The organism is Leifsonia shinshuensis (genome assembly GCF_013410375.1).
GTDB classification, from domain to species: Bacteria; Actinomycetota; Actinomycetes; order Actinomycetales; family Microbacteriaceae; genus Leifsonia; species Leifsonia shinshuensis.
In genome coordinates, this window is sequence record NZ_JACCFL010000001.1 from 3,860,796 (window position 1) to 3,878,468 (window position 17,673).

The window sequence follows — 17,673 nt, forward strand, 5'->3', positions numbered from 1 at the left end:
CGGCCGCCCGCGTCACCGGATCAACCCCAGTCGGTGTCCATCTGCTGCAGCACCTGCTTGACGGTCATCTGACCGGTCAGGATGCCCTGCACCCCGTTGCCGAGGTCGGTGTAGATCTTCGCGTTCGGCCACTCGGTGGGGGCGTAGCCGCGGACGTCGTCCTTGGCGAGCTGGTCCTGGATGCCGGCGTACTGCGGCAGCAGGGCGGAGGTCTTGCTCGCGTTCGCGGGGATCGTCCCGACGAGCTTGGAGTACGCCTCCTGGCCCTTGTCCGAGATGATGAACTTCAGGAAGTTCTCGGCCAGCTTCGGGCTCTTGGTCTTGGCGCTGGCCGTGACGCCCTGGTCCTCGCTCAGCGACAGGTAGGTCTTGGTGCCCTGCGGCGCGCCGATCGGGAGGGTGACGAGCTTCACGTGGCCGCCGGCCGCCTGCATGATCTGCTCGGCCGCGGCGCTCGGGGCGAAGAAGCCGAGGATCTTGCCCGACGACGCTCCGTTGGTGAGCGCGTCGAATCCGGCGCTGGTCGCGCCGTCCTGGAAGCAGCCCGCGTCGTACATCTTCTTGATCGACTCGAGGGCGGTCGTCCAGCCCTTGGTGCCGGCGAAGGTGACCTTGTTCTTGGCGCGGTCGGCGTTCCAGTTCTTGTTCGGGCCGTAGACCGTCGAGGTGGCCAGCGCGACGGCGAGGATGCCGTTGTTCTGGAACGTCGACCCGGCGAGGCCGTAGACGGTCTTGCCGGCCGCACGGGCCTTGCCGCACTGGGCGATGATGTCGTCGAGGCTGGTCGTGGCGTCGATGTTGACGCCGATCGACTTCGCGAGCTCGTCGTTGTAGATGACGCCGTTGAGCTGGGTGCCGAGCGGGACGCCATAGGTCTTGCCGTTGTAGGTCCACAGGCTCTTGGCGGCCTCCGGGATCTTGGAGGTGAGCCCCGGGTCGTCGAGCTCGAGCACCAGCCCGGACTTGGCGAACGGGATGACCGACTGGGCCTGCCCGGTGCCGCCCTCGGCGTAGAAGGTGTCCGGCGCGTTGCCGCCCTGGACGCGGGTGGCGATCGTCGTGCCGTAGCTCTGGGTGGGGAGGTTCTCGGTGGTGACGGTGACGCCCTTGTTCTCGGCCATGAACGCGTTGGCGAGGCCGGTGTACGCGGCCTTGTCCTGGTCGTTCGTCGCGCCGAAGGCGAAGGTGATCGTCTGCGGCTCCTTGGCGGACGAGGTGCCGCTGGAGGAGCAGCCGGCGAGCAGGAGGCCCGCGGTGACAGGGATGGCGAGCCAGGCGAGCCGCGAAGCGCGGCTCCTGCGTGATTGCTTCATCGGATTGACCTCTTCTAAGACTTCTTTGTCGGGGAGGCGGCGGCTGCGTCGCCGGCCTCGGGGGCGTTTTCGAGTCTCGCAGCGCTAAAGCAGATAAACAACGGTAGTTCTGCTTATCCCAGACATAAGCTGGGTCGATACGCGATCGAGACACCGGCCGCGACCCCGCCCGATGGCCGCGTGGTTATAGTGAAATCGCCCGCCTCCGCGTAGGAAAGGATCACATCGTCGTGACCGATTACCCGTTGATGTCGCGGCTCGACCTCAACCTGCTGATCGCGCTGGACGCCCTCCTCACCGAGCGGAGCGTGACCCGGGCGGCCGAGCGGCTGAGGCTCAGCCAGCCGGCGCTCAGCGCCTCGCTGGCGCGGCTGCGCATCCACTTCAACGACCCGATCCTCGCCCGCCGCGGCAACACCTACGAGCTCACCCCGCTGGCCCTGCGGCTGGCCGACCACACCACGATCGCGCTCGACGCCGCCCGCCGGGTCTTCGAGAGCCAGGCCACCTGGGACCCGTCGGAGTCGGTCCGGCAGTTCTCGATCTACGGCTCCGACTACGGCTTCACGACCATCGGCCGGGTCGTCTCCGAGCTCGCCGCCGCGCAGGCGCCAGGCGTGCACTTCCGGTTCATGCTGCACAACCCGACGGTCGTCGAGGACGCGACCAACCGGCTCCGCTCGGTGGACGGCATGGTCATCCCGCACGGCTTCCTCACCGAGCTGCCGTTCGTCGACCTGTGGCAGGACGACTGGGTCGCCATCGTGGCCGAAGCCAACGACGAGGTCGGCGACGCGCTCTCCCGCGAGGAGATGTCGAAGCTGCCGTGGGTGATGAACTACCAGTCCCGCTCGGCGTTCACCTCGGCGGAGCGGCAGGTGCAGCAGCTCGGCGTGGAGCCGAACGTGGAGGTCGTGGTGGAGAGCTTCCTGGCCATCCCGCAGTTCATCGCGGGCACGCGCCGGGTCGGCATCATCCACTCGGCCCTGGTCCCGCTGGCGAAGCGCGCGGCGGCCGTGCGCGTGGTCGGGCTGCCGTTCGAGCCGACGCCGATCGTCAACGCGCTGTGGTACCACCCCGTGCACAGCCACGACCCGGAGCACACCTGGATGCGGTCGCTGTTCGAGGATGCCGGGCGCATCGTCGGGGCGGGCGCGCACTCCTGAGGCCGCGCGGCACGGTTCTGGGAGCCGGTATCACCAGCGGCCGGCGATCCACCCCGCGATGGCGTCGAGGGTGCGCGCCGCTCCGGGGTGCGACGGCTCGTTGATGTGGGCGTGGTCGGCGTCCGGCTCGACGTGGAGGGTCGCGTCCCTGCCCGCGTTCGCGAGCCGCGCGGCGAACGCCTCGCCGGACGGCCGGAGCCCGTCGTGCTCGCAGACGACGACGAGCGACGGCGGGAAGCCGCCGACCGAGCCGAGGCCGGGGAAGGCGTGCGGGTCGTGCAGCCGCGCCTCCGAGCCCGCGAAGTTGAGCGAGAGCTGCGCGGTCGGCGACGACGGATCGGGGACCGCTCCGGGATGCGCGCCGTCCGGGTCGAGCGCCGGGTAGACCAGCACCAGGCCGGCCGGGAGGCGCTCCCCCGCGTCGCGCAGCCGTGCCGCCGCGCCCGCGGTGAGGTTGCCTCCCGCGCTCGCGCCGCCGAGCAGCAGCGCGCCCGGCTCGACGCCGAACAGCTCGGCGCTGCGCTCTCGGGCGAATCGCCAGGCGGCGAGCACGTCGTCCGACGGCGCCGGGAAGTGCACGTCGCCGAGGCACTTCACGTAGTCGACCGCGAGCACCGGGATGCCGCGGGCGGCGAGCTCCAGCGCGACCCAGTTCGACTCCGGCATGTCGAGGTGCCCGCCGATGAAGGCGCCGCCGTGCACCCAGACGAGCGCGGCGCCCGCGTGCGCCGCGGTGTCGTCGCGGTAGAGGCGCGCCGGCTGCGGGCCGCTCGGGGCCGCCACAACGAGGTCGCGCGTCCGCACGTGCGCGAGGCGCGGGAACCGCCGCTTCAGCGACGCCGTGTCGATGTCCGGCCGGGGGTCGGCGGGCTCGCCGTGCTCACGCAGCCAGGCGAGCGCCTCCGGCAGCGGCAGGGTGCGGAGGTCCGGCTCAGTGTCGGTCATCCGGGCACACCCTATCCGGCCGCGGGCTGAAGCGATCGCATGCTCGCCCGGATCAGGTCGTGCTGCTTGCGCACGAGCAGCAGCGGGTCGACCTCCCCGAGCTCGGCGAACGCGTGGCCCTCCCACTCGCTCGACCAGTAGCCGCGGTAGCCGCCCTCCACGAACACCTTCACCAGTTCGGGGTAGTCGATCGCCGGCTCCTGGCCGTGCTCGTCGATGTCGTAGAACTTGGCGTGCACGTGCAGGATCTGCGGCATGATGTCCGCCCACTCGCGCGGGTCGACGTGGCCGTGCATGTTGAAGGCCAGGTGGGCGAACGCGCCGAGCCGGCCGGGGTCGAAGCCGCGGCTGTTCAGGTAGCCGATGAACTCCTGCTGGCGGTCGCGCATCGAGGCATCCGTCGCCCAGATCTCCTGCAGGCGCAGCACCTCCTCGCCGCCGAGACCCGCCCGCCGCACGGCGCGCAGCAGCGTGGGCGACATGCTGTGCATGGTCGACGAGAAGTCGGCGACGAAGCCGAGCAGCGGCGAGTCGAGCTCGGCGTAGACGTCGCGCACCTTCACGATCTCCGGGGAGTTCGGGCCCAGCGGAGCGTGGATCTCGTAGGCCAGCTTCAGCTCCAGCTCTTCGGCGACGGGCAGCAGGCGGCGCAGCAGGTCCGGCTTCGCCGACTGGATGCGCACCAGCGGGAAGCCGAGCTTCTTCGCGCCGCGGAACAGCAGGTCGCTGAATTCGAACTCCTCGTCGGGCGTCATGTCGCGGTCGCGCCGCTTGCCCATATCGAGGTTCGCGCCGAACGAGCTGGCGTCGAAGCCGTGCCGGTCGAAGGCCTCCCGCCAGGTGGCGACGAACACGTCGGACACCACCGGGTAGGTCGGCAGCACCTGGGAGGCCACGATCTCGATTCCCGGCCCGATCCCGAGCTCGGCCACCCGGTCGAGCAGGCCGTCGAAGTCGAACCAGCCGGCTCGGAACTCGGCGCTCGCAGAGTACAAGGTGAGGCCTAGCTTGAACGGGTCGGCGTCGGTCGCCTCCGGCGCGGGCGGCACGTCGGTGACGAGCGCGGGCGGCGCGGCATCGTGATCGGTCGCGGTGAGCGTCAGCCGCTGGTGGACGACGTTGGGCACGTAGAGGCCCGGGCCGCCGTCCTGACCGGGAGCGATCTGCATGTACGGCAAGCGCAGCTCGCCGTGCAGCTCGACCTCGTGCGTCTCGCCGAGCGCGACGGCCGGGTCCCGCCGCACGATCAGCAGCGGGTGCGACTGCAGGTACCAGAGCACGTCGCTCTGCTGCGGGAGGTCGGCGATCGCGTAGCGCACGCCGTCCAGCTCGAAGGTCAGGTCCTCCTCCGGCACCGCCACGCCGTCGAGCGTCAGCCGGAGGGTGCTGACCGAGGAGAGCCACAGGCTGCGGTACCAGGGGATGGTGAGCGCGAGCGCGAGACCGTCGGGGTGGACGCGCAGGCTCGCGTCGTCGATGAGTCCGTTGGGCATGGTCAGTTCCTGTCTGCGAGCGCCGGGTCGGCGGCGCGGTCGGCGGCCGCGCGTTCAGCGGCGATGGTGCGGAGGAGGGCGTGCTGTCGGCGCAGCTGGTCGGGCGCGCGGTAGGGCTCGTGGTGGCCCTCGTACTCGCTGGACAGCCAGCCGGTGTAGCCGGAGTCCACGACCACGTCGAGGATCTCCCGCCAGGGGATGTAGTGGTCGACCAGGTCGTCGTCCACCTCGTAGAACTTGGCCTGGAAGTAGACCGTGTGCTCCATCACGTCGGCCAGGTCGGAGACCGGCACGAACGGCACCACCGGCGGCCGGGCCGACCCGTCGCCCATCCGGAACGAGGCGCTGCCGCCCCGGCGCGGGTACGGCGACAGCTCGAACACGCCGGTGTCGATCAGGAGGCCGAAGTGCTCGGAGCCGGTGCGCTCCTTGAAGTCGATGTACTCCTCCACCACCGGGGACTTGATGATCGTCGGCCAGTGGATCTCGGGGCAGATCACGATGTCCAGGTCGGCGGCGAGCTGCAGGTTGCGCTCGACGGCCTCCTGCCAGATCGGGTCGACGCGCAGGTCCTCGGAGATGACGCCGATCTTCGGCCGCACGAACGAGAAGCCGAGGGTGGAGGCCAGTCGGAGGTCGAGCTCCAGCTGCGCCGCGCCCTCCTGGACGGTCATGCCGCGGCCCGGGAAGCGCCGGGTGTCGAGCCACGAGCCGTAGAGCGTCGGCGTGAGCCCCAGGCGCTCGTTGCGGGCGAACCAGGCGTCGATCCAGGCGGTGGACGGGTTCGGGTAGTCCTCGACGTGGCCCTCGCCGAGGAGCTCGATGCCGGTCGCGCCGAGGTCGGCGACGTCCTCGATGCACTCCTCGACGGTCATGGTCACGCCGATGTCGTCGGTGTACGAGTACAGCGAGACGCCGAGGCCGAAGGGCAGATCGGTGGTGGTCCCCAGAAGATCGGTGGTCACAGCACGATCACCGCCTTCCGCGACGCCGTCCAGATCGAGGGCTGCAGCTCCTCGGGGATGTACGACATCCGCAAGCGCAGCTCCAGCGTGACGTCGTGGATGCCGCGGGAGAGTCCGCCGGCACGCGGCACGGTCAGCACCGCGGCGTGCCCGAGGGGCCAGCGCGCGTCCGTGGACTCCTGGAGCTCGGCGAACGAGAACTCCGCCGCGGTGTCGTGGCCGGTCGGCAGCGTCCAGCGGATGTCGTCGCCGTCGAATCGCTCGCCGTCGACGGTCACGGTCGGCTTCTCGATCAGGTTCGCCCAGAGCCCGCGGTAGTAGGGGCTGCGGACGCGCAGCTGGAATCCGGTGCGCGCGCCCTCCGGCCCGACATTGCGGAAGCCGGAGGTCTGTATCAACTGTTCTTCGAGCATTCGATCCTCGTTTCGGTGGTGCTGGTCCGGGTCAGTTCCGCGCCTCGGCGGACGCCTCCGCGGTGAGCCGCGCCGCGGCCTCCCGGGCGCCGCGGACGGCGATGGCGACGCTCATCAGCGTGGGGTTCATGGTGGTGGCGGTGGGGATGAGCGCGTTGCCGCCGACGACGAGGTTCTCGTACCCCCACACGCGGGAGTACGGGTCGGCGACCGAGGTGCCGTCGTCCTCCGCGCCCATCCGCATCGTGCCCTGGTAGTGCAGGCTGGAGCCGTTGGGCAGCAGCCGCGGCTCGGCGACGAACGTGCCCAGCGCGTTTCCGGCGCGGCGGAGGCGCTCGGTGGCCTCCGCGATCTCGGCCTGCTCGCTGTCGGTGAGCGCGTACTCGATGGTCAGGTTGGGGAAGCCGCGGTAGTCGGGCTCGGCGTCGTCGAACGTCACGGCGTCCTCGAACCGCGGCTGCTTGCGCATCCCGTAGCCCATGTTCACGTAGCCCCAGCGGTTGCCCGCGGCGGGGTGGTCCGGGTCGAGCTGGAACGGCGGGTTCTCCGCGTACATCACCTGCAGCGAGAACGGGTGGCCCGGCTCGGAGAACGGGATGCGGTTCACCGCGGCGACCGGGTCGGCGGCGTTGAGCGCGCGGCGGGCGAGCTCGCGGTCGAGGTCTTCCTCGGACGCGTACCGGGACATCCCCTCGGGGTCGAGGGCGACGGTCGAGATCACCACCGGGTGCTCGGTCAGGTAGTGACCGAGGGCGCGCGGGCGGATGCCGGACGCCCAGAGCAACTGCGGCGAACGGAACGCGTCGGCCGCGACGACCACGAGGTCGGCCGCCACCGCGTAGACCTCGTGACTGCGCAGGTCCTCGACCGTGACGCCGGTGACGCGGCCGTCCTCGTGGTCGACGCGGCGCACGAGCGAGAGGTCGCGCAGCTCGAACCGGTCGGCGAGGCCGCCCTCCGGGTCGAGGAGCGGGCCGAGCACGACATCGGCTCCGGCCCAGCGCATCGTGCCGTCGGGCTGCGGGTCGCCGGAGACCGGGAGGGTGCTCGGGCCGTAGCCCTCGGGCAGCTCGCTGCCGAACTCCTCGGTCAGCAGCGAGCGGATGGCGGCGCCGATCTCCGAGTCGGCGAACGCCGCGGTCTGCACGTGCAGCAGCCGCGCGGCCTCCGCGATCAGCTCCTCCCACTCGGCGTCGGAGATGAACGGGATGCGCTCGCTGAACGACGGGCTCGGCGTCGCGCAGGTCCAGTGCGCGCCCATCCCGCCGACGTTGGTGGAGGCCGCGGCGGCCGGGAAGGTCGCCGCGTGAGCTGAGCCCTCGCCGCCGAAGTCGAGCAGGTGCGTCCCGCCGCGCGCAGTGAACATGCCCTCCACGACGACCGACGACGGGATGCCCAGCGACTCGCGGAACGCGCCCGCCTGCGGTCCCTGGGACAGCTCGCGGGCGCGCTCCTTCTCGGCGGGGTGGGGGATGTTGCGGACGTTCTCGCCGGCGATCGCGGTGAGCTGCGGGCCGGCCTCGAACATCACGACGCGCGCGTCGGGGACGGCTTCGAGCAGCAGGCGCGCGTACGCGGAGCCGATCGGTCCGCTGCCGACGACGGCGACGGTGCGGGCGGTGTTCGTCGGGGACGGGTTCATGGTGCTCTCCTGCGGTCTCTCAGGTGGGTCAGGCGGGGATGGACTCGGTGGTGGCGCCGCGCAGCGCGCCCGGCTCGTCGGACAGCCGGCGGTTCGGCAGCAGGATCGACGCGACGACCCCGACGAGGTAGGTCGCCGCGAGCGCGACGAAGATCGGGACGAAGACGCCCTGGTAGACCCGGGCGATCTCCTGCTGGAGCGCGGGGGTCTGCGCGTGGGCGATGGCAGGTGTCAGGGTCGCGGCGTCGAGCCCGGCCGGGAGCAGCGCGGCGACGCCCGCGCCGATCAGACCGCCGATCAGCGCCGTGGCGACGGTCGCGCCGACCTGGCGCACCAGGTTGACGCTCGCCGTGATCGAGCCCGTCTCCGCGCGCGGAACCGCGCTCTGCACGACCGCGACGATCAGGCTCATGAAGGCGCCCGTCCCGAGGCCGACGACGGCCATCGCGAGCGTCGGCGCCCAGAGCGGGGCGCCCGCGGGCAGCAGCGCCATCGCGCCGAGGCCGGCGGCCCCGAGGACCGTGCCGGCCAGCGGGTAGAGGCGGTAGTGGCCGGTGCGGCTGACCAGCCAGCCGGTCGCGAGGTTGCTGACCAGCATCCCGAACACCGTCGCGATCGGAACCAGCCCGGAGACGGTCGCGCTCGTCCGGTACGCCATCTGGAAGTAGGTGGGCAGGTAGGAGGTGATCGAGAATAGCCCGATGCCGACGATCGCCGAGATGACGGTGCCGGTCGCGACCGTGCGGTCGGCGAAGTGGGAGAGGTCCACGAGCGGTTCGGTGACCCGGAGCTCCACGACGAAGAACACGGCGAGCGCGGCGGCCGCCACGACGAACGCGACGAACGCGGACGCCGCCTGCGCCGGATCGCCCACCCAGGCGACCGCGAGCACGAGCGCCACCAGCCCGACGGTGAGCGCGATCGACCCGGCGACGTCGAAACCGCCGCGCCGGCCGGGCTCGAGATGCGGGACGGCGACGATCGCGAGAGCCAGTGCGGCGACGCCGACCGGGGCGTTGATCCAGAACACCCACGGCCAGCCCCAGGTGTCGGTGATGATCCCGCCGAGGACCGGGCCGATCAGGATCGCGATCGGGAAGGCCGCGCCGATGATCGCCAGGAACTTGGGCCGCTGCCGCGGTGTGGTGGTCTCCGCGATGATCGTCTGCGACATGAGCTGGAGGCCGGCGGAGCTCATCCCCTGGACGACGCGCGCGACGATCAGCCAGACGATGCCGTTCGCGAAGCCGCAGGCCACGGACGCGAGCACGAACACCGTCACCGAGCTGAGGAAGACGGCTCGCGGCCCGATCCGGTCGCCCAGCTTGCCCAGGATCGGCAGCAGGACGGTGCTGGCGAGCGTGTAGCCGACCACGATCCAGCTCATGTGCTCGAGCGCCCCGAGCCGGCCGGCGACCGTCGCGATCGCGGTGCTCACGACGGTGTTGTCGAGCGCCCCGAGGAACGAGACGGCGAGGAGGGAGGTGACGAGGAGGCGGAACCTCAGTGGCGAGAGCGGCATACGCGAGACCCGAACGATCGGGTGATCGACGCGACGGTTTGTGCCCTCGCCCGCGGCTTTACGGGGAGGAACGGGCGCAGGGCCCCGACGTCATGGTCAGTCTAAGACAGACTTACGTCATTTTTCAACCTAAGAATCGCGCCGCGATTCGTGCCGAATGTCGACTCTCGTTACGCGAAAGGCGACATTCGGCACGAATCTGCGATCGCGTCAGCGCCCGTCCGCGGCGGTGAAGACGTGCACACCGTCGGACTCCGGGACGAAGACCCGCGCCGGGCTCCCGATCGCCGTGACCTGATGGAAGCCGAGCGCGCCCTGACCCAGCGAGATGTTCGTCACGAACCGGTCGCTCCTGGCGTCGATCACCATCACCGCGGGCGGGTAGAGCTGCGGCAGTGGCGGCGGTCCCGCCGCACCGGCCTCCGCCGCGTAGAAACGGTCGTCAGCGCTGTTGAACCAGACCTCGTCCGCTCCCCCGGCGTTGTGGCCCGCGTAGCTCTGGAGGATACGGCCCGTCGCGGAGTCGATCAGCACCGGGGCGCCGTCGTTGCAGCCGAGCAGGAGCTCGCCCCGCAATCCGACGGCGAGCCCGCCCGGGTGGCAGGTCTCGTCGACCGGCATCAGGCTCTCCAGCCGGACGCGCACCGGGTCGATGTGGACGACCGCGCCGTCCGGCAGGTCGGTGGTGGAGCGCACCGCCTCCACGAACGACCGCGTCGCGGGATCCCACTGCGGCTGCTCGATCGCGTCGGCGCCCGCACCCGGGATGACGACGTGGCCGAGCACCCGGTGCGTCCCGTCCGCGCCGGGCCGGGCGCTGATCAGCGTCACCCACGGCGTGGCGGCTCCGGTGGAGGACGTGGCGTCCGGGCTGGATACCGCGATCACCTGGTCGACCGGGTCGTAGCCGATCTCGTCCGCTGTCGGCGCCCCGACCGGCACGGAGTCGACGATCCGGTAGGGCGCCTTCGCCGACAGCACCTTGACGGCGCCCGCGCCGTCCCCGGCCCAGACCTGGCCGAGGTCGTCCGCGAGGACGCCGGCCGGCCCTCCGGTGAAGCCGGGCACCTGGGCCAGCAGCTTCGCTGTGCGGCCGTCGATGACGTCGAGTGTCGAGTTCGCCAGGTCGCTGAGATAGACGCGGCCGGTGCGTTGATCGCCGAAAACGATGTCGGCGAACAGCGGCCCGCCCTGCGTCGGGATCGGGATGACCGCGGTCTGCGTGAAGGTTCCCCCTCGGCTTCCTTCACCTCCGCCCGCCGCGTAGGCCGCCCCGCCGGTGCCGGCGGTCGCGAGGGCGACGAGAACGGCGGCGCCGACGCCGATCGCCCTCGCCGGGACTCGTCCGATGACGCCGACTCTCGTCCGACGTCGCGTGCCGTGGATCATCGATGACCTCCCATCGCCGGCGCGCCAGTGCGCCGGACTGGGCTTCACCGTATTCATGACGGCACCCTGTCGTTACCTGCGATTGTCTGATGCGAGGAATCAGTCACATTTATACGGACAGGCTACGGATCGATTCTGTGAATACCCGCATGCTGACGGACGCGAGCGATCCGGACCCGCCGGCGCCGCGGACCGCACGCCTCACGGCGTGGCGGTCGGAACCGGTGTCGGCGTCGCCGCCGGCGCCGGAGTGCCAGTGGGCTGGGGCGCGGGCGTCCCCGTCTGCGCCGGAGCAGGAGCCGGCGCGGGCGCCGGGTTCATCGTCGGGCCCGGCGTGCTGCCCGGCGCGTTCGGGCCGGTCGGCGCCGGTGACGGAGCGGGGGCGGGCGCGGGCGCGAACGTCGGTCCGCTGCCTGGCACATGGATGGCGGCGGGATCGCGGGCGATGATGTCCTTCAGCTCCTGCTCGTAGACCAGGAGTTGCGCCTGCACCTCCGACAGCCCCAGTCCCTGGAGGTTGTGGGAGAAGGCCATGATCTTCGCCCACAGCGCTGCGATCCTGCTCATCGTCGCGGCGTCGGGCGGCCCGCTCACCGTCAGCACCAGCTGGTTCGCGAGGGCGGCGGTCACGCAGTCGACGCACCCGTAGTTCGCGGCCGCCGACAGGTTCTGCGGGACGACGACGTGCGTCTCCCCGACGACGATCACCACCTGGAAGGCCACGGCGACGGTCGTGCAGCCGGAGCAGTGCGCGAAGGCGTACGCGGAGTTGGTGTTCAGGGCCGACTGGCCGCCCGTCACCCAGACCAGAGCGAAGGCGACGTCGTACAGCGTCGACCCGTTCGTCGTGTTCACCGCGAGCGCCTGGTTGTCGCCCGGCCGGGGCGGGGCCGGCTTGTTGAACGGGAAGACCCAGGACGGCGACCGGCCGTCCCGCGGGACCAGGACCATGGCGAGCTGCGGATGGTCGGCGGTCGGTCGCGGGCCGGTGCCCGGCCAGATCGTCTGCACGGCACCCGTCGACCCGGCGGAGAGCCGGCCGGACTCGAGGGACGCCGGCGCGAGGATGTCGCTGAGCGTGCCGCGCTCGTAGGGCTGGATGGGCCGGTACGTCTGCGGCGCCGGCCACCAGGCGAAGGCGAGGCCGCCGATCAGCGCCAGCACGAGCGCGGCCGCGACGCCGCGGCGCACCGGCCTCCCGCGCGTCCCCGTCCAGAGCCGGACGAGGCCGGTCCTGCCCAGCCGGACCAGGATGTAGAGAGTGCCCAGGATCGGAATCGCGGTCGCGAGAATGAGGACGAGCTGCGCGGCCCCGGCGGCCACGTCGCCGCGGCCGAACTCCAGCGCGAGCGTGTGGCCGCGCTCCGCCAGCGCCGCCCAGGCCGTGGCGATCACGCGCGGAAGCGTCAGCACCATCGCCACCAGCGAGAACAGCAGCATCGGGACGACGACGAGCACCCAGACGCTGACGACGGCGCGCGCCCACGGCCGGAGCGTCCGGGACTCCGGACGCCGCCAGCGCCACGGCAGCAGGCCGAGCAGGGTCGGGCCGATGCGCTGGAAGAGGTCGGGCACACCGGTCAGGTCCGCCAGCACGTGGTACCCGTCGAACCGCACGGTCGGGAGCAGCTGGTGGACCATCTGCAGGAGCTGGGTCAGCACCACGAGCAGCAGTGCGTCCCAGCGCGTCGCGAGCCAGACGCCGACGATCGCGACCGCGACGATCGCGTTGAAGTAGAGGCCGCCGAGGTCGGTGCGGACGCGGCCGACCCGGCCGAGCCGGTACGAGTCGGTGACATCGGTGAAGAACGCCGGCCAGAACAGGTAGAGCCCCATCCCCATCCGGCCGGGCGTGGCGCCGCCGTAGCGCGCCGCCGCCGCGTGGCCGAACTCGTGGAAGCCCGCCGACAGGACGGTCACGGCGACGATCAGCAGCAGGACACCCGGGTCCTGGAACGCGTGGTAGGTCGCCGCGGCCAGGCCCTGCACCATCAGCAGCCACCAGCACGCCGCGACGAACAGGCAGATCACCGGCACGACGACGAGCGGATGGAACAGCCGCGCGAACGGCGCGGTGAGCCGCCGGGTGCGGTCGGGATCGGTGATCTCCTTGCGCAGCCGCAGCCCGAGCAGCGGGGACGACCGCTTGACCTCCGGCTCGCCGCCGTCCGCCCGCGTGAGCAGGCCCAGCGGGCGCAGCGAGGAGTCGACCAGGTGAGCGACGTCCTCCGGCCGGATCGCCCGGCCCACGCGCGCACTGACGCGCTCCGCGATCCCCGCGATGTCGCGCGTGCCGTCGACCTCGTCGAGGATGGCGAAGAGCAGCGGAGTGAGCTGGAGGACCTGGCCGTCGCCGCGGCGGGCGAGCGACGGCGGCTCCCGGTACCCCGAACCGCGCATGGCGCCGATCAGCTGGACGCCGTGGGCGCGGGCGAGCACCTCCGTGGAGCGGTCGACGCCGGCCGGCGCAGCGACGCGCTGCGCCGGCCCGGCCAGCTGCTCCGTCGGCCCAGCAGCCTGCTCCGCCGGCCCGTCCTGCTCGGCCGGCGGCTTCGATGCGATCGTCACAGTGGTGCGGCGTTACTTCTGCGCGGGCGGCTGTCCGATGGTCGACTGCTGCCCGGCGGTCGCGTCGGCCGAGCCGGTGATGTTCTGGTCGATCGCCGCGTCCTGGTGCGAGACCGCGGCCGCCTGGCTGTCGATCGAGCCGATGTTGGCCGCCACGCTCGCGTCGATCGGCGCAGCGACGTTGGCGTTCGCGGCGACCGCGCCGTTGATCGGGGCGGCGATGTGCGCGTCCGCGGCGGCGTTGATGTTGACGTTCAGGAGGTTCCCGTCGGTGATCGTGCCGGGCGTGGCCGTCGACTGCGGCGGGGCCGTCGTCGTGTCGGCGGCGGGTGCCATGTTGCTCACCTGGTGGGAGTTGGCGACGGCGTCCGCCGCGATGCCCTGGTGGATGCCGGCGGCCTGGTCCGCGCCCGCGACGGCCGTGGAGCCGGCCGACAGCACATTGGCGCCGGCGGAGGCCTCGATCGGGGCCGCGACGTTGGCGTTCGCCGCGACGCCGAGGTCCACCGGGGCGACGAGCCCCAGTCCCAGGTTCAGGTCGGCGTTGAGGTCGAGGATCGACGCCACCTCCTTGTCGGGGAGGGGTGTGGCGGACTCCGCCGCGAGCTCTTCGGCGGAGAGCGGCGCCTCCGTGGAGGCGGGCTGGACTTCGGCTGCGCTGTCGTCGTTCATCGTGGACTCCCTCTCCGGCGCGTGCAGCGCCGGGGTCGTGTGCGGCGCGCGTCGTGTGCGGCCGGCTCTACGAATGCGTGCTGACCGTACGGCGGGCCGCATTCCGGCGGAAGGCCGTTCACCTCGTGCGGCCGCGGTGGTATAGGCGCGGGAGCCCGCGCGGAACGGCCCCGGCGGTCCACGAGGACGCCGGGGCCGTTCTCACGCGCTGCGCGCGCCGTCACGTCGGGAGGCTACCCCCGCACTACTTGCACTCCCCCGACCCGCTGTCCGAGTAGTTCAGCGCCGAGGCCGGCTGACCCGCTCCCGCGAGGGCCGGCGTGTAGGAGTACGAGTAGCTGTGCTCCTTGAGCGTGAGCTTCATCGTGCCGTAGCCCTGGTCGTAGCCGGTGACGACGTTGCTGTTGGCGAAGCTGCCGTCCGCGTTCTTCGCCAGGGTGTCGAGCGCCTCGCCTCCGGTGCCGATGATGAACTCGGGGATGCCGTGCTTCGGGTCGTACTGCCCGTCCGGGTTCATCGGCTTGAGGTGCGCGTAGGCGTGCTCGTGGCCGTTGAGGACGAGCGTGGCGTGGTCGGCGTAGAGCAGCTTCCACCAGGCGTCCGCGACCTGGCCCTCCTGGCCGCCCGCGCCCGGCGCCGACGCGGCGACGGTGCTGGTGGCGGCGGTGGTGGCGCTGAAGGTCGGCTGGTGCCAGTAGGCGATCGTGCACTCCTGCCGGTTGCTCTTCAGGTCGCTCGCGAGCCAGGTCGTCTCCTGCGCCAGGAGGCCGTTGTCCGTGGTGGAGCAGTCGTTGTTGAACGCGGCCGAGTTGCACTCCACGTTCAGCGAGATGATGTGCCAGTTTCCGAGGTTGTACGAGTACCAGCCCTGGTTCGCGCTGGTGTCGTCGCCGGCCTGGCCCGAGGTGTTCGGGGCGCCGGACTGGTCGTGGCCGTTGAAGTAGGCGAAGTAGCCCGTGCCGTTCTGGCCGGCCTCGTTGTCGCCCTTCTTCGTGTACGAGTAGTACTCGTGGTTGCCGGGCGCCGGCTTCTCGAGGAACTTGAGGCCGCCCCAGGCCTGCTCGAACGAGCCCTCGAAGTCGCTCAGCTTGCCCACCTGGTACTGCTCGTCGCCGAGGAGGGCGACGGCGTCGGGCTTCATCGCGTCCGCCTGCTTAGCCGTGGCGAACTCCGCGGCGTAGCCGCCGAGGCTCGGGCTGCCGCACTTCAGCGCGGCCGGGTTGCCGGCGTTGTCGCTGTCGTTCGGCTCGCAGGCGATGTCGCCGACCGCGGCGAGCGTGTAGGCCTTGTCGTCGTGAGCTTTGGCCGCCGAGGCGTACGGCCAGCCGTTGTCGATGGCGGGCGCGGCGACGGCCGCGGCCGTACCGAGGAACGTCGCGGCGACGACGCCGACGGCGATCAACGAGAGCTTGCGGGTTCTGGAACGCATCGAGATCCTCCTGAGACTGGTGAGTCGACCCCCGGACAGGTGCGAGCCTCGAAGCAGCGGACGTCGCCGCGGTGAACCGCCGCCGACCGGTCGGTGAACGCTCTCTGCGGACCCTCACAGAAAACCCCCGAAGGCAACCGGAACGCTCAGCGAGTCGGCGACTCACGACGCGCGGCAACGGGGGTAGCGTGACCGGCGTGCACCAGAACCACAAGCAGTCGACGCAGACGGTGGCCGAGCGGAGTCCCTCCCCGCGGAGGCCCGACCATCGGCAGCGGCTGGTGTACGCGGCGGCCCTCGCCGCGCTCGGCGTCGTCTTCGGCGACATCGGGACGAGCCCGCTCTACGCGCTGAAGACGGTCTTCCTGCTCGACAACGGCGTGGTCAGGGCCCAGGAGGACGACGTCTTCGGCGTGATCTCGCTCATCTTCTGGAGCGTCACGATCATCGTCTCGATCAAGTACATCGGGATCCTGATGCGCGCCGACAACGACGGCGAGGGCGGCGTGATGGCGCTGGCCGCGCTCGCCCAGCGGCTGTACGCGTCGAAAGCAGGCAAGGCGGGCACGCTCCTCGTCATCGGGATCGTCGGCGTCGCCCTCTTCTACGGCGACTCGATCATCACCCCCGCGATCTCCGTGCTGTCCGCCGTGGAGGGCCTGCACGTCACCGTCCCGGCCGTCTCGCACCTCGTCATCCCGATCGCCGCCGTCATCCTGATCGCCCTGTTCGCGGTGCAGCGCTACGGCACGGGCAGGGTCGGGGTGCTGTTCGGGCCGGTCATGGTGCTGTGGTTCGTCGTCATCGGCGCCGCAGGGCTGGCGATGGTGGTCCAGTACCCGGCTGTCCTGCTCGGCCTGTCGCCGACCTACGCCATCGCCTTCCTGGTCAGCAAGCCGCTGGTCGCGTTCGTCGCGCTCGGCGCGGTCGTCCTGGTCATCACGGGCGCGGAGGCCCTGTACGCCGACATGGGACACTTCGGCCGGTCCCCCATCAGCCGGGCCTGGTTCTTCCTGGTCTTCCCCGCGCTGACGCTCAATTACCTCGGCCAGGCCGCTCTCGTGCTGCACGACCCGGCCGCACGGGCGAACCCGTTCTTCCTCCTGATCCCCGAGTGGGGCAGGCTCCCCGTGGTGATCCTCGCCACGGCCGCCACCGTGATCGCGAGCCAGGCGGTCATCTCCGGCGCCTACTCGCTCTCCCGCCAGGCCGTGCAGCTCGGGCTGCTGCCGCCGCTGACCGTCCGGCAGACCTCGCAGCACGAGGGCGGCCAGGTCTACCTCCCGGCCGTCAACCTGCTGCTGTTCATCGGCGTCATGGCGGTCATGCTGTCGTTCGGCTCCTCCGACCGGCTCTCCACGGCGTACGGCATCTCGGTGACCGGCGCGCTGGTGGTCGACACTGTGCTGCTCCTGCTGGTCGCCCGGCCGCTCTGGAACTGGGCGCCGTGGAAGATCGTGCTCGCGGCCGTCGCGTTCGGCGGACTGGAGCTCACCTTCCTGGCCGGCAACCTCTCCAAGATCGTCAACGGCGGCTGGGTGCCGCTGCTGATCGCCGCCGTCGTCATCCTGGTGATGACCACCTGGCGGCGCGGCCGTCAGCTCGTGCAGGCCGACCGCCTCAAGAAGGAAGGCTCGATGGCGGACTTCATCGAGGAGATCCGCACGAAGAACCTGGCGAGGGTGCCGGGCATCGCGATCTTCCCGCACCCGAACAAGGCGACGACCCCGCTGGCGCTCCGCGCCAACGTCAAGCACAACCACGTCCTGCACGAGCACGTCATCATCGTGGGGGTCAGCACAGCGCAGGTGCCGCACGTGCCGGCCGAGGACGCCTTCGACTACGACCCCCTCGGCTACGCCGACGACGGGATCGAGTTCCTCCACATCACGTTCGGATTCTCGGACGAGCCCGACATCCCGCGCGCGCTCCGCGCCGCCGTGCGCGAGGGCGTCCTCCCGCTCGACTCCGCGAACTTCAAGCAGGCGTCGTACTTCATCTCCCGCGGCGCGATCCGCATCACCCGGAAGGACACCATGGTGCCCTGGCGCCGGTCGCTGTTCGTCGCGCTCGCCCACAACGCCGCGAACCCGGCAGCCCGGTTCGGGCTGCCGGCGCTGCGGACGGTCACGATGGGGAGCGACGTCGAGATCTGA

Annotated in this window: 13 protein-coding genes; 2 read left to right on the forward strand and 11 right to left on the reverse strand. The window is 71.3% G+C overall.

The genetic code is table 11. The features are described 5' to 3' along the window. Window positions 1–20: 20 nt before the first annotated feature. Entirely contained in the window at window positions 21–1,313 is a 1,293-nt protein-coding gene (locus HNR13_RS18575) for an ABC transporter substrate-binding protein (RefSeq protein ID WP_179608142.1), read from the reverse strand. A gap of 230 nt (window positions 1,314–1,543) precedes the next feature. On the opposite strand from HNR13_RS18575, the gene HNR13_RS18580 reads away from it, so the two are divergent. Further along, complete coding sequence (locus HNR13_RS18580; RefSeq protein WP_179608144.1) at window positions 1,544–2,479, forward strand: LysR family transcriptional regulator; 936 nt, start codon at window positions 1,544–1,546, stop codon at window positions 2,477–2,479. Between the two features lie 30 nt (window positions 2,480–2,509). On the opposite strand, the gene HNR13_RS18585 is transcribed toward HNR13_RS18580, so the two are convergent. The 10 genes from HNR13_RS18585 to HNR13_RS18625 form a co-directional block, all read right to left on the reverse strand. Next, window positions 2,510–3,424: an alpha/beta hydrolase gene (locus HNR13_RS18585; RefSeq protein ID WP_179608146.1), complete on the reverse strand. Its 915-nt coding sequence runs from the start codon at window positions 3,422–3,424 to the stop codon at window positions 2,510–2,512. Between the two features lie 11 nt (window positions 3,425–3,435). Continuing rightward, on the reverse strand, window positions 3,436–4,917 hold the full coding sequence (locus HNR13_RS18590; protein ID WP_179608147.1) for a C-glycoside deglycosidase beta subunit domain-containing protein: 1,482 nt from the start codon (window positions 4,915–4,917) through the stop codon (window positions 3,436–3,438). 2 nt (window positions 4,918–4,919) lie between these two features. After that, window positions 4,920–5,882 carry a sugar phosphate isomerase/epimerase family protein gene (locus HNR13_RS21710; protein ID WP_343063614.1) on the reverse strand — a complete coding sequence of 321 codons (963 nt, stop codon included), beginning with the start codon at window positions 5,880–5,882 and terminating at the stop codon, window positions 4,920–4,922. Beyond that, window positions 5,879–6,295, reverse strand: coding sequence for a C-glycoside deglycosidase beta subunit domain-containing protein (locus HNR13_RS21715; RefSeq protein ID WP_246312810.1), 417 nt, complete (start codon window positions 6,293–6,295; stop codon window positions 5,879–5,881). The genes HNR13_RS21710 and HNR13_RS21715 overlap by 4 nt, the downstream gene beginning before the upstream one ends. Window positions 6,296–6,326: 31 nt before the next feature. Beyond that, the gene (locus tag HNR13_RS18600) at window positions 6,327–7,937 is read right to left on the reverse strand and encodes a GMC oxidoreductase (RefSeq protein WP_179608149.1); all 1,611 of its coding nucleotides are present in this window, start codon (window positions 7,935–7,937) and stop codon (window positions 6,327–6,329) included. A 28-nt stretch (window positions 7,938–7,965) separates the two neighbouring features. Further along, the gene (locus HNR13_RS18605) at window positions 7,966–9,459 is read right to left on the reverse strand and encodes an MFS transporter (protein WP_179608151.1); all 1,494 of its coding nucleotides are present in this window, start codon (window positions 9,457–9,459) and stop codon (window positions 7,966–7,968) included. A gap of 210 nt (window positions 9,460–9,669) precedes the next feature. After that, entirely contained in the window at window positions 9,670–10,848 is a 1,179-nt protein-coding gene (locus tag HNR13_RS18610) for a hypothetical protein (protein WP_179608153.1), read from the reverse strand. A gap of 201 nt (window positions 10,849–11,049) precedes the next feature. After that, on the reverse strand, window positions 11,050–13,416 hold the full coding sequence (locus HNR13_RS18615) for a hypothetical protein (RefSeq protein WP_179608154.1): 2,367 nt from the start codon (window positions 13,414–13,416) through the stop codon (window positions 11,050–11,052). A gap of 12 nt (window positions 13,417–13,428) precedes the next feature. Further along, the gene (locus HNR13_RS18620; protein ID WP_179608156.1) at window positions 13,429–14,088 is read right to left on the reverse strand and encodes a peptidoglycan-binding protein; all 660 of its coding nucleotides are present in this window, start codon (window positions 14,086–14,088) and stop codon (window positions 13,429–13,431) included. Between the two features lie 244 nt (window positions 14,089–14,332). Further along, entirely contained in the window at window positions 14,333–15,517 is a 1,185-nt protein-coding gene (locus HNR13_RS18625; protein ID WP_179608158.1) for a metallophosphoesterase family protein, read from the reverse strand. 197 nt (window positions 15,518–15,714) lie between these two features. On the opposite strand from HNR13_RS18625, the gene HNR13_RS18630 reads away from it, so the two are divergent. Beyond that, window positions 15,715–17,673: a potassium transporter Kup gene (locus HNR13_RS18630; RefSeq protein WP_343063615.1), complete on the forward strand. Its 1,959-nt coding sequence runs from the start codon at window positions 15,715–15,717 to the stop codon at window positions 17,671–17,673.

What these genes read in the sequence shown, in the direction of transcription:
- HNR13_RS18625 (WP_179608158.1), bottom strand. Translation starts at nt 15,517, where the DNA reads ATGCGTTCCAGAACCCGCAAGCTCTCGTTGATCGCCGTCGGCGTCGTC.
- HNR13_RS18590 (WP_179608147.1), bottom strand. Translation starts at nt 4,917, where the DNA reads ATGCCCAACGGACTCATCGACGACGCGAGCCTGCGCGTCCACCCCGAC.
- HNR13_RS18620 (WP_179608156.1), bottom strand. Translation starts at nt 14,088, where the DNA reads ATGAACGACGACAGCGCAGCCGAAGTCCAGCCCGCCTCCACGGAGGCG.
- HNR13_RS18610 (WP_179608153.1), bottom strand. Translation starts at nt 10,848, where the DNA reads ATGATCCACGGCACGCGACGTCGGACGAGAGTCGGCGTCATCGGACGA.
- HNR13_RS21715 (WP_246312810.1), bottom strand. Translation starts at nt 6,295, where the DNA reads ATGCTCGAAGAACAGTTGATACAGACCTCCGGCTTCCGCAATGTCGGG.
- HNR13_RS18575 (WP_179608142.1), bottom strand. Translation starts at nt 1,313, where the DNA reads ATGAAGCAATCACGCAGGAGCCGCGCTTCGCGGCTCGCCTGGCTCGCC.
- HNR13_RS18585 (WP_179608146.1), bottom strand. Translation starts at nt 3,424, where the DNA reads ATGACCGACACTGAGCCGGACCTCCGCACCCTGCCGCTGCCGGAGGCG.
- HNR13_RS18605 (WP_179608151.1), bottom strand. Translation starts at nt 9,459, where the DNA reads ATGCCGCTCTCGCCACTGAGGTTCCGCCTCCTCGTCACCTCCCTCCTC.
- HNR13_RS18600 (WP_179608149.1), bottom strand. Translation starts at nt 7,937, where the DNA reads ATGAACCCGTCCCCGACGAACACCGCCCGCACCGTCGCCGTCGTCGGC.